Origin of the sequence: Microlunatus sp. GCM10028923, assembly GCF_042666975.1 — a bacterium.
GTDB lineage: Bacteria > Actinomycetota > Actinomycetes > Propionibacteriales > Propionibacteriaceae > Microlunatus.
In genome coordinates, this window is record NZ_JBHTFF010000011.1 from 80,926 (window position 1) to 95,383 (window position 14,458).

Sequence of the window (14,458 nt, forward strand, 5' to 3'; positions counted from 1 at the left end):
TGGTCGGGCTGGCTGCGAGGCGTCGGGACCTGCCGGAACCAAAGAGGGACGAGCGCGCTGCGAGACGTCGCGACCTGTCCGGTGCCAGAGAAGAACGACCGTTCGGACCGGATTCCGGCGGACCTCCGGGCAGGATGACGGCATGACCTCGGGACAGTTGGACACGACGGCGGCCAAGCACAGCGGAGTGGAGAAGGTCGGCTGGGTGCACGTCGCCGACCGGCGGCTGCTGGTCGGCCGGAACCAGGGACGAACACTGTTCTATCTGCCGGGCGGTGCCCGGGAGGCGGGGGAGTCGGACCTGCAGACGCTGGCCCGCGAGGTGACCGAGGAGCTCGGGGCGACGATCCACCTCGAGACGGCCAGCCATGTCGGCACCTATGTGGTGCTCCGCGACGGCCGGGACGACCTGCTCACCTTCATTGCGTACACGGCCGAGCACGAAGGCGAACTCGCGCCGCACAGTGAGGTCGAGGAACTGGCCTGGGTGACCTCGGCCGACGGCGACCGGGTCACCGCGGCCGAACGCGAGTTGATGGCGACCCTCGTCGAACGTGATCTGATCGACTGAGACCGAACCCGGTGGGGCAGGATCGCCTGATGACTCCGAGGCACAGCGGTGTGGAGAAGGTCGCCTGGGTGCACGTCGTCGAGCGGCGGCTGCTGGTCGGCCGGAACCGGGGACGAACCCTGTTCTACCTGCCCGGCGGCGCGCGGGAACCCGGCGAGTCCGACGTGCAGACGCTGGCCCGTGAAGTGACCGAGGAACTCGGCGTGACGATCCGGCTGCACACGGTCAGTCACGTCGGCACCTATCTGCCGACCCGGGACGGCCGCGACGATCTGCTGACTTACATCGCCTACACGGCGCTGCACGACGGCACGATCGCGCCGCACAGCGAGGTCGAGGAACTGGACTGGGTGACCACGGCCGACGGGGACCGGGTCACCGGTGCGGTACGCGAGGTGATGGCCACCCTCGTCGCCAGGAACCTGATCGACTGACCCGTTCCTCTCGGCGCCGACCCGTTCACCTCCCGCGGAGCGTTCGCCCTCGCGCAACCCGTCCCCGTCCCACCGGCCGTCTCCGCCGACCCCATCCGCTGCCGCCGACCCCATCCGCTGCCGCCGACCCCATCCGCTGCCGCCGACCCCATTCGCTGCCGCCGACCCCATTCGCTGCCGCCGACCCATCCGCTCCTGCCGGCCCCATCCGCTCCCGCCGACCCGGCACCTCTGCAGCGACACGCCGCCAGATCGCCTGCTTTTGTGCCGAGTCGGCAGGATTGGGGGCGTGGATGTGGATGCGGTGATGGGTGAGTTGCGGGCGCTCGAGGATCCGAAGGTGCGGGCGGTCAACCTCAAGCACGGTGATGATCACGGCGTGAACCTGAGCAAGTTGCGGGCGGTCGCGAAGCGGCTCAAGACGCAGCATGAGCTCGCCGGTGAGCTCTGGGCGACGGGGGACACCGCGGCCCGGTTGCTGGCGTTGCTGATCTGCCGCCCGAAGGCGTACGGCAGGGAAGAACTCGACGCGATGCTGCGAGAGGCGCGGGCGCCGAAGGTGCACGACTGGCTGGTCGGCTACGTGGTGAAGAAGAGTCCGTACTGCGAGGAACTGCGGGTGGCCTGGTCCGCCGATCCCGATCCGGTGGTCGCCGGCGCGGGCTGGACGCTGACCGCGGACCGGGTGGCCAAGCAACCGGAAGGCCTCGACCTGCCCGGTCTGCTCGACACCATCGAGGCCGAGTTGAAGGGCGCTCCGGACCGGCTCCAGTGGGCCATGAACACCTGTCTGGCCCAGATCGGGATCGAGCACCCCGAGCTTCGCGCCCGCGCGATCATGATCGGCGAGCGGCTCGAGGTGCTCAAGGACTATCCGACGTCACCGGGGTGTACGTCGCCGTACGCACCGATCTGGATCACCGAGATGGTGCGCCGGCAGCAGGCCTGAGGACCGTCAGGAGTCGCTGTCGTTGGCCGTGGCCTCGACCGGCTCGCCGTTGCGCAGCCGGCGCCGCGTCCGGGTCCGGCGCTGCCGGTCGGTCGAACGATTCCGCTCCCGCTTCCGTTCTCCGCGATCGCCACGCTCGGCGCGGTCACCACGCTCGGACCGCTCCGAGCGGGCCGGGCGATCATCCTCGTCGTCCTTGGGCGGACCGATCCGGCCCTTGACCGTCCGGTCGATGCCGAGGTCGTGGTAGAGGTGATCGGAGGTCGAGTACGTCTCCTGCGGCTGCTCGAACGGCAGCCCGAGGGCGTTGTTGATCACCTTCCAGCGGGTCTGGTCGGCCCAGTCCACGAACGTGATCGCGACCCCGGTCGCGCCGGCCCGGCCGGTCCGGCCGATCCGGTGGATGTAGGTCTTCTCGTCGTCCGGGCACTCGTAGTTGATCACGTGGCTGACGCCCTCGACGTCGATGCCGCGGGCCGCGACATCGGTCGCCACCAGCACGTCCACGCCGCCACCGCGGAACTGCTTCAGCGCCTTCTCCCGGGCGATCTGGGAGAGATCACCATGGATCGGCCGGGCGGAGAACCCGCGGTCGACGAGGTCGTCCGCGATCCGCTGCGCGCTGCGCTTGGTCCGGCTGAAGATCATCACCCGGTTCCGGCTCTCGGCCTGCAGGATCCGGGCCACCACCTCGGGCTTGTCGAGATCGTGTGCCTGGTAGACGAACTGGGCCGTCGTCGGGACCGTCGCCTCCTCGCCGCTCGCCTCGGCCCGGATGTTCACGGGGTGCCGCAGGTGCCGCCGGGCCAGGTTGACGATCGCGCTCGGCATGGTCGCCGAGAACAGCATGGTTTGGCGCAGTTCCGGGGTCTTGGACAGGATCCGCTCGACGTCGGGCAGGAAGCCCAGGTCGAGCATCTCGTCGGCCTCGTCCAGCACCATCACCTTGATGTGGCTCAGGTCGAGGACCCGCCGGTCGACCAGGTCCAGCAGCCGGCCGGGCGTGCCGACCACGACCTCGACGCCCTCCGCCAGCGCGGCGAACTGCGGCTCGTACGCGACGCCGCCGTAGACGGTGCAGAGGCGCACCTTCCGCGAGGTCGATGCGGTCGTCAGGTCCTTGGCGACCTGGCTCGCGAGCTCGCGGGTCGGCGCCACGACCAGGCCCTGCGGCGCGCCGGGCTTGGCCAGTTCTTCGAAGTCGCGCTCGTCGGGCGCGACGACGCGCTGCAGCATCGTGATGCCGAACGCGAGGGTCTTCCCGGTGCCGGTGCGGGCCTGACCGATCAGGTCGGACCCGGTCAGGGCGATCGGCAGCGCCATCGCCTGGATCGGGAACGGGTGGGTGATGCCGACCTTGTCCAGGGCCTCGGTGATGGCCGGCATCACGCCGAGGTCGGCGAAGGTCTGCTCGGCGATCGGTTCGGGTCGGTCGGTCTGCGGTGTGCCGGTGTCCGGCTCGTTCTCCGCTAGCGTCTCGTTAGTCAGGATCTTCCCTTTGCCAGTCTGCGATTCCGTGTAAGTCTTCGTGATGCGGCGGGTCCGGCAGCAGCATCGGGGAGCCTCTCAGCTCCAGCGCACGATGTCGCCGGTACGGCAGGCGCACAAACCCCGCACCAGGTCGCATTGTAACCCGCCGACCTAGCGAACCCGCGAATCCAGGCCGACCGGGCAGACTACTGCCATGACCGCCGCCGTACCGTCCGATCCGGAATATCTCGCCGGAGCCGTGGATCTGCTGGGTGTTCTGGGGTACGGCACGCTGACCGCGTTCGAGCGGCTGGCCGAGGACGCGCGGACCGCGCCGACGCTCTCGGACAAGGTGGAGATCGCGCAGCTCGCGGCCCGGCAGATGGACCATTTCGACCGGGTCGCGGCCCGGCTGACCGACCTCGGCAGCGACGTGATGACGGCGATGCGGCCGTTCCACGCCCCGTTCGACGCGTTCCACTCCCACACGGCGCCGAAGGACTGGCTGGAGGGCCTACTCAAGACGTACGTGGGCGACGGGTTCGCCGCGGATTTCTACCGGGAGGTGGCCGCCTTCGTCGACGCCGACACCCGGGCCCTGGTCAACGAGGTGCTGGCCGACGAGTTGCAGGCGGAGTACGTGGTGACCCGGGTGACCGACGCGATCCGGGCCGACCGCCGGGTCGCCGGCCGGCTGGCGCTGTGGGGACGGCGGCTGGTCGGCGAGGCGCTCAGTCAGGCCCAGCGGGTCGCAGCCGACCGGGACGCGCTGACCAGCCTATTGACGGGCACCGTCGACCGCCCCGGCCTTGACCTGGCGGCGATCAGCCGGATGTTCACCCGGCTGGTCGAGCGGCACACGGCCCGGATGGCGCGGCTCGGCCTGCAGGCCTGACTCCTTCGGCCGAGGCGCCGGCCCGGCGCCCGCCGGCAGGTTCAGGACGGCGATGAGTCCGCCCCCGTTGCGCGCGGTCAGTTCGAGCGTCCCGTTGTGCCGGGCGGCGATCGAGTTGACGATCGAAAGGCCCAGCCCGACGTTGCGGCCGGCCCGGCCCCGGGTCGTGGCCAGCCTGGTCTCCGTACCGCGGTAGAACGGCTCCCTCAGCAGGTCGACCGTGTGCCCGGAGAGCAGGGTGCCGGTGTTCTCGATCCGCAGCTCGACACTGTCCCCGGTCCGGCTCGCGTCGATCCAGACCGTGCCGCCGTCCTCGTTGTGCGTGATCGCGTTGTCGATCAGGTTGCTCACCGCCTGACCGAGCATGGTCTGGTCGGCCTCGACGACGAGGCCGGGCGGCTGCCGGTTGATCATGGTCACGCCCGCCCGTTCGGCCTGCTCGGCCAGGTCGAACACGGCGTCGTCGACGATCGCCGACAGGTCCTCCGGCTCGACCTTGATCGCCACGTCGTCGGACCGGGTCAGCGCGAGCAGGGCGTTGATCAGCCGTTCGCTCTGCTGGCCGGCCTTCAGCGCGGTCCGTACCGAACCTTCCATGGTCGGCGGCACCCGGCCCTGGTGGAGCGGGATCTCCAGTGCGGTCCGGCTCACCGTGAGCGGGGTCCGCAGCTCGTGCGAGGCGTTCGCGACGAACCGCTGCTGCGCCGTGAATGCCGCCTCCAATCGGTCCAGCATGGCGTCGAACGTGTCGCCCAGTTCCTTGATCTCGTCCGACGGACCGGGCAGTGACAGCCGCCGGTGCAGGTCCCGGGTGGACAGGTCCCGGGCCATCGTCGTGACCTCGGCGATCCGGCCGACGGCCCGGCCCGCCAGCAGGTACGACAGCACCGCGGCGAGTGCGGTGCAGGCCACCAGCGCCGCCACCGACCACGGCATCAGACCGGCCAGCACGGTGTCGGCCAACTGCGTCTCGACCGCGTAGCGCGTGGTCGTCTGGAACGGCTCGGTGTAGGACGGATCGGCCGGATAGACCGAGGACGGCGCGGCCCGCGCCGCGCCCGCGATGGAGTAGCGGAAGAGCTGGTTGATGATCACGTACTCGACGCCGAGCAGCAGCAGGCCGGTCAGGGCGACCAGGCCGGTGATCATGATCGTCAAGCGGGTACGGAAGCGCAGGCCCATGATCATCGTCCCATCCGGTAACCGAGCCCGGACTCGGTGGTGATCACCGAGGGCTCGCCGAGTTTGCGGCGCAGTGCGTGCACCACGACCTTGACCACGCTGCGGGACCGTTCGCCGTCGTCGGTCCAGACCTGGTCGAGCAGCTCGGCCGGCGTGACCACGCCGCCGGCCGACTCCAGCAGCACCTGCAGCACCCCGAGTTCCTTCGGGGTCAGCCGGAGCGGCTTGCCGTCCCGCTCGGCCAGCCGGCGGGCCGGGTCGAGGCGTACCCCGGAGTGCTCCAGGATCGCCGCCGCGGTGGAGCTGCCGCCGCGCCGGCCGAGAGCGCGGATCCGGGCCAGCAGTTCGAGGTAGGCGAACGGTTTGGCCAGGTAGTCGTCGGCACCCAGGTCGAGCCCGGTGACCCGGTCCGAGAGCGTACCGGCGGCGGTCAGCATGAGGATCCGGGCCGGGTGACCGATCGCGGTCAGGGCCCGGCAGACGGCGTCGCCGGAGAGCGCGGGCAGGTCCCGGTCCAGCAGCACGACGTCGACATCATGATCACCGAGGTAGGTCAGCGCGGCGTCCCCGTCGTGCACCGCGTCGACGGTGAAGCCTTCGCCGCGCAGACCGGTCGTCAGCGTCTCGGCGAGGTCGGTCTCGTCCTCGACGATCAGGATCCGCATCCGGACGTCCCTTCTCCTGGACAGGCTCACCCAGGATGCCACCGGCCTGGTTAGCCCGCGGTTAGTTGCGACCGAACCGCCGCCTAACCGGCGCGTCGATAGACCTGACCTCACCGAATCGACACGAACGATCGAGGAGATCACGATGAAGGTCACCCACCTGGTCCGGGCGGCGATCGCGGCGTCTGCGCTGGCGCTCGTCGCCGGCTGCTCCGGCCCCGCCCCCGGCCAGGATCCGGGCGCCGATCCGACCAGCCGCCCGTTGGACGCCTACCTCAACCCGCCGGTGGACAAGGACAAGTCGAAGGCCGATCAGCAGGCCTACCAGGAGGCGTTGGCCCGCTGCATGAAGGGGCAGGGCTTCGACTACACACCGGTTCCGCCGCAGGACCCGATCGAGCCGCCGAAGATCGATCTGACCGACCGCGGCTGGGTGGAGAAGTACGGCTACGGGATCACCACCCGGGACGAGGGACCGATCATCATGCCGGACGATCCGAACCAGAAGCGGCTCGATGGCATGTCGAAGAAGCAGCGCGAGGCGTACCAGAAGGCCTTGTACGGCAAGGGCGGCGGAATGGCGGTCACCCGTGGGGGCGGCGGCGGTATCCCGATGAACACGGGAGGCGGCGACACCGGCTGCAGCGGAACCGCGCAGAAGGAGGTGTTCCCGAACTCCAAGCCGGTCGACTTCCAGGAGTTCCAGGACCTGTTCGAAGCGATCGGCAAGCTTGATCAACAGGTCGCGGCCGACTCGCGGGTCGCGCCGTTGATCACCGAATGGGCGGGCTGTCTGGCCGGCGCCGGCTACAGCGGCTTCGCCAAGATCAACGATGCGCAGGATTCGATCATGAAGAAGTGGGCCGACCTGAACGGCTGGAAGTACGAGGGCGGCGACCGTGGCGGGGTGTCGATGGGATTCCCGGGCTCGAGTGAGGGCAAGGGCCCGGACCCGGAGAAGGCGGCGAAGCTGCGGGCCGAGGAGATCAAGCTGGCGCTGGCCGATGTCGGTTGCCGGGGCGACTACCCGAAGACCTCCGAGACCGTACGTCGCGAGCTGGAGCAGCGTTTCATCGAGGAGCACCGGTCCGAACTGGAGCGCTACCGCGACACGATGAACCAGGGAGGGTGATCGGGTGTCGGCACGACGACTCGTTGTGGCGGTGTCGGCGACCGCGGTACTGGCCGCCGGCGCCGGGTTCGGGGCGGCCCAGTTCATCCAGTCGCCGGCCGACCGCGCTGCAGACCTGAAACCGCCGGCGGCCGGGCCGGTCACCGTACCGGTCAGCAAGGGACCGCTGAACTCGACCGTGGTGACCCGCGGCGATGTCGGCTTCAACGACACGACCAAGATCACGATCACGCCGGGGAGCGGGGGACCCGGCGTGGTCACCGGCAAGATTCCCAAGGTCGGCGCCATGATCGACGAGGGGATGGTGATCTTGGAGGTGTCCGGCCGACCGGTGATCGCGCTGACCGGCCGGACGCCGAACTACCGGACCCTGCAGCCGGGTTCCAAGGGCGCCGACGTGAAGCAGCTGCAGCACGCCCTGAAGCGGCTCGGCTACGACCCGGGCGAGGCCGACGGCCGGTACGACAGCCGGGTCGGCGAGGCCGTCGCCGAGCTCTATCGTGATCTTGGTTATGAACCGCCGGAACCGGCCGGTGACCGGTCGTCGGCGGAGAAGTCCGCCGAGGGCGCGCTGAAGGCCGCGAAGGAGAAGCGGGCCGCCGCGAAGAAGGCGCTGGCCGACGCGACCGCCGGACCGAAGCGATCCGAACGGCTGTCCGCGCAGGGCCAGGTCGATCAGGCCGAGGCGGAGCTGAAGAAGGCCAGGAACGCGAAGCCGCGCGATTCGGCCGCCATCGCCGCCGCCAAGAATCGGCTCGCGGTGGCGAAGGCGCAGTATGACGAGCTGCTGGAGCGTTCAGCCGGTACGGCGGAACGGAAGGCGGTCGAGGACGCCGAGGAAGCGGTGGACGATGCCGAGGAGGACCTGGCCGAAGCCCGGGACGCGGCCGCGACGCCGCTGCCGCAGGACGAGGTGGTCGTGCTGCGGGACCTGCCGCGTCGCGTCGACGAGGTGGCGGCCAAGCTCGGCGGCGCCAGCTCCGGCTCGCTGATGACCGTCGCCGGCACCGAGCCGGAGGTGGTGGCGACCGTCACCGCGGCCGAGGCCGAGCTGCTCAAGAAGGGGATGAAGGCGACCCTGGAGCTGCCGGACGGCACCGAGCTGAAGGCCCGGGTCACCAAGATCACCGACGGCGAGGACGACGGCCGGGAGATCACGCTGGTGCCGGACAAGGTCACCGCGAAGCAGGCCGCCGAGCTGCGCGGGGCCAACGTCAAGATCACCATCTCGGTCGGCAGCAGTGACGGTGAGGTGCTGTCGGTGCCGTCGGCGGCCCTGTTCGCCACCGCGGACGGCGCGACCCAGGTCGAGGTGCAGGATGCCGAGGGCGGTGGCACCCGGATGCAGCGGGTCCGGACCGGGCTGACCGCGGACGGGCAGACCGAGGTGCATCCGGTCGACGAGTCGGGCGCCGATGTCGAAGAAGGGCAGGCGACGCTGACCGAGGGCAGTCTGGTGGTGGTCGGCCGATGATCACCGATCTCGATCCCGATGCTGATCTTGATGCTGTCGGCGGCGCGCCGGTGGTGGAGTTGATCGGGTTGCGCCGGTCGTTTCCGGGGCCGCCCGAGGTGCACGCCGTGCGGGGAGTCGACCTGACCGTCCGGGCCGGTGAGTACGTGTCGATCATCGGGCCGTCCGGCTCCGGGAAGTCGACCTTGCTCCATCTGCTCGGCCTGCTCGATCAGCCGACCGGCGGAACGTACCGGCTGGACGGGGAGGACGTATCGGCGCTGACCGAGCGGCGACGCTCGGCGGTCCGGGGGAGCCGGATCGGCTTTGTCTTCCAGGCATTCCACCTGTTGCAGAGCCGGACCGTATTGGACAATGTGATGCTGTCGATGCTCTACCAGGCGGTGCCGCGGCGGCAGCGCCGGGAGCGGGCGATGGAGGCGCTGAACCGGGTCGGCCTTGATCACCGGCGCGAGTTCACGCCCCGCACGTTGTCCGGCGGCGAGCGGCAGCGGGTCGCGATCGCCCGGGCGCTGGCCGGCCGGCCGTCGCTGCTGCTGGCCGACGAGCCGACCGGCAACCTGGACCGGGCCAACGCGTCCGGCGTACTGGAGCTCTTCGACGACCTGCATGCCGACGGACTGACGCTGGCGGTGATCACCCACGACGACGTGGTCAGCCGCCGGGCCGACCGGAGGGTACGGATGACCGACGGCGTGCTGGGACCGGAACGGGAGGAAGCCTCGTGAACTCGAAGATCAGGCCGGCCGACCTGCTGGACGAGGCCGTGCTCGGCATCGGGTCCCGGCCGGCCCGGCTGCTGCTGACCATGATCGGCACCGTGATCGGGATCGGCTCGCTGGTTGCGACGATCGGCCTCGGTCAGACCGCCGGCGGGCAGATCGCCGAACGGTTCGACGCGGCGGCCGCCACCCGGGTCGTGATCAAGCCGACCGACTCCGGCTTCGGTTCCATGGACGGGTCGGGGCCGAAGCTCGCCGAGGACGTCGCCGAACGGATCGCCCGGCTGGCCGGGGTGGTCGCGGCCGGGACGATCAGCGAGGTCGACCTGGGCGACCAGACCATCAGCGGCGTGCTCCTGAACGATCCGGCAGGCTCCGAGCAGGTTGATCTTCAGGTGTACGCCACCAGCGCCGAGCTGCTGGCGGCCACCGGCGGATCGCTCGGCACCGGACGCTATTTCGACGCCGGCCACGACCGGCGGGCGGACTCGGTGGTCGTCCTGGGGAAGCGGGCGGCGGAGCGGCTCGGGATCACCCGGGTCGACCAACGGCCGGTGATCTTCATCGGTGATCATCCGTACTCGGTGATCGGGATCGTCGGCGACGCCGGCAGCCGGCCGGAACTGCTCGACGCCGTGATCATGCCGTACGGGACGGCGGTCGATCGGTACGGACTCGAGTCGCCCAGCGAGGTCGAGGTGCGGACCGTGCTCGGCGCCGCCCAGCAGGTCGCCGGCCAGGCCGCGATCGCCGCGTCGCCGAACGACCCGACGTCGGTCCGGGTCACCGCGCCGCCCCCGCCGGGCAGCCTGGGCTCCGACGTCCAGGCGGACCTGAACACCCTGCTGCTGGCCTTCGGCGCGGTGGCCCTCGTCGTCGGCGGCATCGGCATTGCCAACGTGACCCTGCTGTCCGTGATGGAACGCGCAGGCGAGATCGGCCTGCGCCGCGCCCTGGGGGCCCGCCGCCGGCACATCGCCACCCAGTTCCTCGTCGAGAGCGGCCTGCTCGGCGGCGTCGGCGGCCTGATCGGCACCGCCCTCGCCGTGCTGGTGATCTTGGGTGTGTCGGTGGCCCAGCAGTGGACCCCCGTCCTGCACCCGGCCCTCCCCGTCGCGGCCCCGATCCTGGGCGCCCTGATCGGCCTCGCCGCCGGCGCCTACCCGGCCCTCAAAGCGGCCGCGATCGAACCCATGGCCGCCCTCCGCCAAGCCGAATAACCCCCATCCGCCGACCGGGCACAACAGCAGCCGTTCCTGCGGCGTGTCGCTGCACTTGTGCCGGGTCGATTCGGGGGAGGGGCGGCGGTGATGGGGAAGTCCGGTGGGCTGGGGCCTGGGCGGTGTCGGGCCGAGAGTCTGTACGGACGCGTGGGCCGACAGCCGAAGCGAGAGGGATGGGGGATGGGGTCTAGGTGCCGGGGCTCGGAAGGGCTGGGCGGTAAGGACTCGGAAGGGTCGGGCGGTGAGGGCTCGGAAGGGCTGGGCGGTAAGGACTCGGAAGGGTCGGGCCAGCGCGGGCGGGGCTCAGGGCACTCACGGCGGAATCCGTAGGGCTCGGGAGGCGTGGGACGGACTGCGAGGGCTCGGCGCGGGGTGTTGGGCTGGGCTGAGCTCGGGCTGGGGGTTCGGGCTGGGGTTGGGTTCGGGCTGGGGGGTTCGGGCTGAGATTGGACTCGGGCGGGTGTCGGGCTGGGTCGGGCACGGGCAGGAGGTGTCGGGGTCGGCCCATGTGATCAGGGGCGTCGGGCCGGAGGATCGGGCCGTGAAGGTTGGCTGGTGGTCGGGCGAGAGGGATGGGCCCGAGATGAGTCGACGTGCGACGCCGGAGATGGGCGGGAAGGTCGGGCGAAGATCATCAAGGACCTCCTGCGCGCCCGACACGGATGGCCCGCGTCCCCCTCAGGACCAGCCCGCCCTTGGCGCCGCGACGTCCTGGAGTCATCGCCGAATGGACGCTATGACCTCGGTTTCGGCGGATTTCGCCGGTCAGAGCGTCCACTCGCGGCGGCGCGGGATGATCATCGGCGGCGGAACGAGCCGCGCCGGAGGACCGCCTCATCGACTGACATCGTCGGGCGCGCGACCATCAATCACGGCGTCACAGCGAGCGGATCAGCTCGAGTGGCGAGTCAGCCCGACCGGCGCGGTCCCTATCGATGTCTCGATACTCGACGCCACTCGCCTTCGAGCAGGAGGGGGCGGAGCTGTTCTGGCTGCCATCAACGCGCGGTGCGGTCGCCGTGCGGCATGCGGTGCTGGGTCTATCGATCGATGCGATCCGCAGCCCGTGCCGCCCGCGGGACGGTTCCAGAGTGCCCACGATCGGGATGGGAGCGTCCGCGCGTCCGGTGACCGGGCCGCGGATTCCGGCCCGACCCGCAATCGACCGGGCACAAGAGCAGCGACACGCCGTTAGAACGGCTGCTTTTGTGCCCGGTCGGCGGAGCTTGGGGGCCGGGGTTCAGACGTTGCCGAAGCCGACGGTGCGGGCGTTCTCCTCGCCGAGGTCGAGGTAGCCGACGGAGGCGGCGGGGATCAGGACCTTGCGGCCGTAGGTGTCGGTGAGGGTGAGCAGGCCGTCGTCGCTCAGGGCCTTGGTGAAGGCTGCCGCGACGTCGTCGGCCGAGTCGCTCGTGTCCACCACGATCTCCCGCGTGACCTGCTTGATGCCGACCTTGATCTCCACGCTTCCTCCTGAAACCCTCTGCCTACCGACACTGCCCGGGTGGGACACCGTACCGTCAACCGTGCCACAGTTGATCACCGCGGCGAGAACCTGTTCGCCGAAGGCGGAGTACGTCAGCCGACGGTCTTCTCGTCGTCGGTCGCCTCGCGGATCACGATCCGGGTCCAGGCGCCCAGGTAGATCCGGTCGTCGTTGCCCAGTTCGTGCTTCGGGCCGACCGGGATCGGCTGCTCCGGCAGCGGGCCGCTGGCCGAGCCGACGAAGGTGCCGTTGCTGGAGTCGAGGTCCTCGACCCACCAGCGGGTGCCGTCGGTGGTCAGCTGGGACTGGCGCCGGCTGACCCCGGTGTCGCTCTCGCAGGGCAGCTCGGGGTGGATGTTCCGGCTCCGCGAGGTACGGCCGATCAAGATCGACTTCGCGCGCAGCGGCACGATCTCGGGCGGACCGGCGGAGGGCAGCGGGTCCGAGCTCTGCTGCACCGCGTACCAGTCCGGGTCGATCCACACCTCGGCGACCCAGTCGAATGTGCCGGCGTCCGGCTGATCACCTGCGCCGCTCGCCGCCGCACCGGCCTGATCACCTGCACCGGCTTGATCATCGCCGCCGCCCGCCTCGGCACCGGCCTCGCCGCTGCCCGCGCTGTCGGCACCCTCAGCTCCGGCTTCGCCGCCGCCAGCGCCGCCGGCCTCGGCGGTCCGCGGCATGGTGCCGGTGGTGAAGTCGTACCCGCAAGCCTCGCAGAACAAGGCCTCCGGCGGGTTCGGCACCGAGCAGTTCGGGCAGCTCACCTCGGCGGCCGGAGCCGACGTACTGCTCGCTGGCGTGCCCGAGGACGCCGCCGGCTGGGCGGGTGCCGGGGCGGCAGCGGCTCCGCCGGACGCGACGATCGGCGCGCCGCAGACGTCGCAGTAGTCGTCCGAGGTGGAGACGTGCCCGTCCGGGCAGGTGACAGTCATGGAATCAACCCTTGATCCTGGTCGTCTTGGTCGAGGCGGTGTCCAGTGCCATCTCGTCGGCCTTGTCCACCGAACGCTTCAACCGGACGGTACCGGTTTCCACGTTGTCGATGTCGACGACCTTCCGCAATCGCGAGGTCGCTTCGTCGTTTCCGGTCTGCGCGGCCAGTTGGACCGCCCGGCCGAGCTTCGCGGTCGCCGTCGCGTCGTCGCCGGCCGCCTTCGCCTCCAGGCCGACCTTGATCGCGTCGGCCAGCTCGGTCTGCCCGGTGTAATGGGCGACCGCCGGGTCGATCCGGGTGGTCAGGGCATCGTCGTTGGACCAGCGGGCCTTGACCAGACCCTGCGCCACGACCTCGTCGCCGAGGGACAGCTGCACCCGCGCGGCGAGCTGCTCCTGGCCGACTCCCTTGGCGGCGAGCCGGATCCCGACGTGGTAGTCGCGGGACTCGTCGCCCCAGGCCCCGGTCGGGTACGCCCCCGTCAGCGGGTTCACGTCGGTCCGGCGATGGGTCAGGTCCTCCAGCTGCGGCGACACCTGCCGGACGAACTGCACCTGCGCGCCCTGCGGCGACCAGACCCGCAGCTGCGCGTCGGCCACGCCGCGGCCCATCGCCTGCTGCATCAGCTCGGCGAACACGTCGGCCATCTGTTCCGGCTGCGGGATGATGTCGACGGTGCCGAGCAGCGCCTGCGCGATTCGGCGTACCTCGGCCACCTGCCAGTCGATCCCGACGCCGCGGCAGTCGCACTGGAACTTGCCGGTCACGTTGTGGATGGCGGCGGTCAGCTGCTCCGGCAGCTCGTTGTGGTTCTCGCCGTCGGTGAGCAGGATGGCGTGCTTCTGGGCCAGCCCCGGCACCGAGTCGAAGAGCCGCCCGGCCAGGGTCAGCCAGGTGCCCATCGCGGTGCCGCCCTCGGAGGTGAAGTCATTGACCGCCTGGTGCGCCGCCGCTCGCGTACCGGCGTCCATCTGGACCATGCCGGCGCCGGTCCGCACCGGCGGGTACGCCAGGTAGGCCTGGTGGTTCCCGGCCACGACCGCGAACCAGGTGCCGTCGATGATCTGGTCGATCGCGGCGGCCGCGGCGACCTTGGCCGCGTTCATGTTGGTCGTCCCCATCGACCCGGACGTGTCGACGATGATGATCTCGCCCGCCGCACCGCCACTCTGTCCGGCCTGACCGGCTCCGGTGCAGGTGACGGTGACGATCGCGTTCACGTCGGTGCCGCCGTCGGGCAGGAACTCGTTCTGATAAACAGCGGCAGAAAACTCGGCCATCAGGCTCCCCTTCGTCCCCTCAGTGGTCGGTCTCACAG

At 70.5% G+C, this 14,458-nt stretch carries 14 protein-coding genes; 8 read left to right on the forward strand and 6 right to left on the reverse strand.

Features of this window, described 5'->3' with window-relative positions; genetic code table 11:
- The first annotated feature begins 142 nt into the window (after positions 1–142).
- The 3 genes from ACFQU4_RS24765 (at position 143) to ACFQU4_RS24775 (ending at position 1,954) form a co-directional block, all read left to right on the forward strand.
- A complete protein-coding gene (locus ACFQU4_RS24765) occupies positions 143–571 on the forward strand; it encodes an NUDIX domain-containing protein (RefSeq protein ID WP_377497099.1) in 429 nt (142 codons plus the stop codon).
- Between the two features lie 29 nt (positions 572–600).
- Positions 601–1,005: an NUDIX domain-containing protein gene (locus tag ACFQU4_RS24770; RefSeq protein WP_377497101.1), complete on the forward strand. Its 405-nt coding sequence runs from the start codon at positions 601–603 to the stop codon at positions 1,003–1,005.
- Positions 1,006–1,294: 289 nt separating this feature from the next.
- Positions 1,295–1,954 carry a DNA alkylation repair protein gene (locus tag ACFQU4_RS24775; RefSeq protein ID WP_377497103.1) on the forward strand — a complete coding sequence of 220 codons (660 nt, stop codon included), beginning with the start codon at positions 1,295–1,297 and terminating at the stop codon, positions 1,952–1,954.
- Between the two features lie 6 nt (positions 1,955–1,960).
- On the opposite strand, the gene ACFQU4_RS24780 is transcribed toward ACFQU4_RS24775, so the two are convergent.
- Positions 1,961–3,340, reverse strand: a complete 1,380-nt coding sequence (locus tag ACFQU4_RS24780; RefSeq protein ID WP_377497105.1) for a DEAD/DEAH box helicase — start codon at positions 3,338–3,340, stop codon at positions 1,961–1,963.
- Positions 3,341–3,638: 298 nt separating this feature from the next.
- On the opposite strand from ACFQU4_RS24780, the gene ACFQU4_RS24785 reads away from it, so the two are divergent.
- A complete protein-coding gene (locus tag ACFQU4_RS24785) occupies positions 3,639–4,319 on the forward strand; it encodes a ferritin-like fold-containing protein (protein ID WP_377497107.1) in 681 nt (226 codons plus the stop codon).
- Here ACFQU4_RS24785 and ACFQU4_RS24790 read toward each other — a convergent pair.
- Together ACFQU4_RS24790 and ACFQU4_RS24795 are read right to left on the reverse strand one after the other, a co-directional pair.
- Positions 4,203–5,507: a sensor histidine kinase gene (locus ACFQU4_RS24790; protein ID WP_377497109.1), complete on the reverse strand. Its 1,305-nt coding sequence runs from the start codon at positions 5,505–5,507 to the stop codon at positions 4,203–4,205. The two genes, ACFQU4_RS24785 and ACFQU4_RS24790, sit on opposite strands and share 117 nt — an antisense overlap.
- Positions 5,504–6,166: a response regulator transcription factor gene (locus tag ACFQU4_RS24795; RefSeq protein WP_377497111.1), complete on the reverse strand. Its 663-nt coding sequence runs from the start codon at positions 6,164–6,166 to the stop codon at positions 5,504–5,506. Before ACFQU4_RS24795 ends, ACFQU4_RS24790 begins: the two co-directional genes overlap by 4 nt.
- Before the next feature lie 145 nt (positions 6,167–6,311).
- Here ACFQU4_RS24795 and ACFQU4_RS24800 point away from each other — a divergent pair, with 145 nt between their 5' ends.
- From ACFQU4_RS24800 to ACFQU4_RS24815, 4 genes are read left to right on the forward strand one after another with little or no spacing between them, the layout of a single operon-like run.
- A complete protein-coding gene (locus ACFQU4_RS24800) occupies positions 6,312–7,298 on the forward strand; it encodes a hypothetical protein (protein ID WP_377497113.1) in 987 nt (328 codons plus the stop codon).
- 4 nt (positions 7,299–7,302) lie between these two features.
- Positions 7,303–8,772: a peptidoglycan-binding protein gene (locus ACFQU4_RS24805; protein ID WP_377497115.1), complete on the forward strand. Its 1,470-nt coding sequence runs from the start codon at positions 7,303–7,305 to the stop codon at positions 8,770–8,772.
- On the forward strand, positions 8,769–9,500 hold the full coding sequence (locus tag ACFQU4_RS24810) for an ABC transporter ATP-binding protein (RefSeq protein ID WP_377497118.1): 732 nt from the start codon (positions 8,769–8,771) through the stop codon (positions 9,498–9,500). Before ACFQU4_RS24805 ends, ACFQU4_RS24810 begins: the two co-directional genes overlap by 4 nt.
- Positions 9,497–10,714: an ABC transporter permease gene (locus ACFQU4_RS24815; protein ID WP_377497120.1), complete on the forward strand. Its 1,218-nt coding sequence runs from the start codon at positions 9,497–9,499 to the stop codon at positions 10,712–10,714. Before ACFQU4_RS24810 ends, ACFQU4_RS24815 begins: the two co-directional genes overlap by 4 nt.
- Positions 10,715–11,957: 1,243 nt before the next feature.
- Here ACFQU4_RS24815 and ACFQU4_RS24820 read toward each other — a convergent pair.
- From ACFQU4_RS24820 to ACFQU4_RS24830, 3 genes are all read right to left on the reverse strand, one after another.
- A complete protein-coding gene (locus tag ACFQU4_RS24820; RefSeq protein WP_377497122.1) occupies positions 11,958–12,182 on the reverse strand; it encodes a DUF3107 domain-containing protein in 225 nt (74 codons plus the stop codon).
- A gap of 113 nt (positions 12,183–12,295) precedes the next feature.
- Entirely contained in the window at positions 12,296–13,138 is an 843-nt protein-coding gene (locus ACFQU4_RS24825) for an FHA domain-containing protein (protein WP_377497124.1), read from the reverse strand.
- A 4-nt stretch (positions 13,139–13,142) separates the two neighbouring features.
- On the reverse strand, positions 13,143–14,420 hold the full coding sequence (locus ACFQU4_RS24830; protein WP_377497126.1) for a VWA domain-containing protein: 1,278 nt from the start codon (positions 14,418–14,420) through the stop codon (positions 13,143–13,145).
- Positions 14,421–14,458 lie beyond the last annotated feature (38 nt).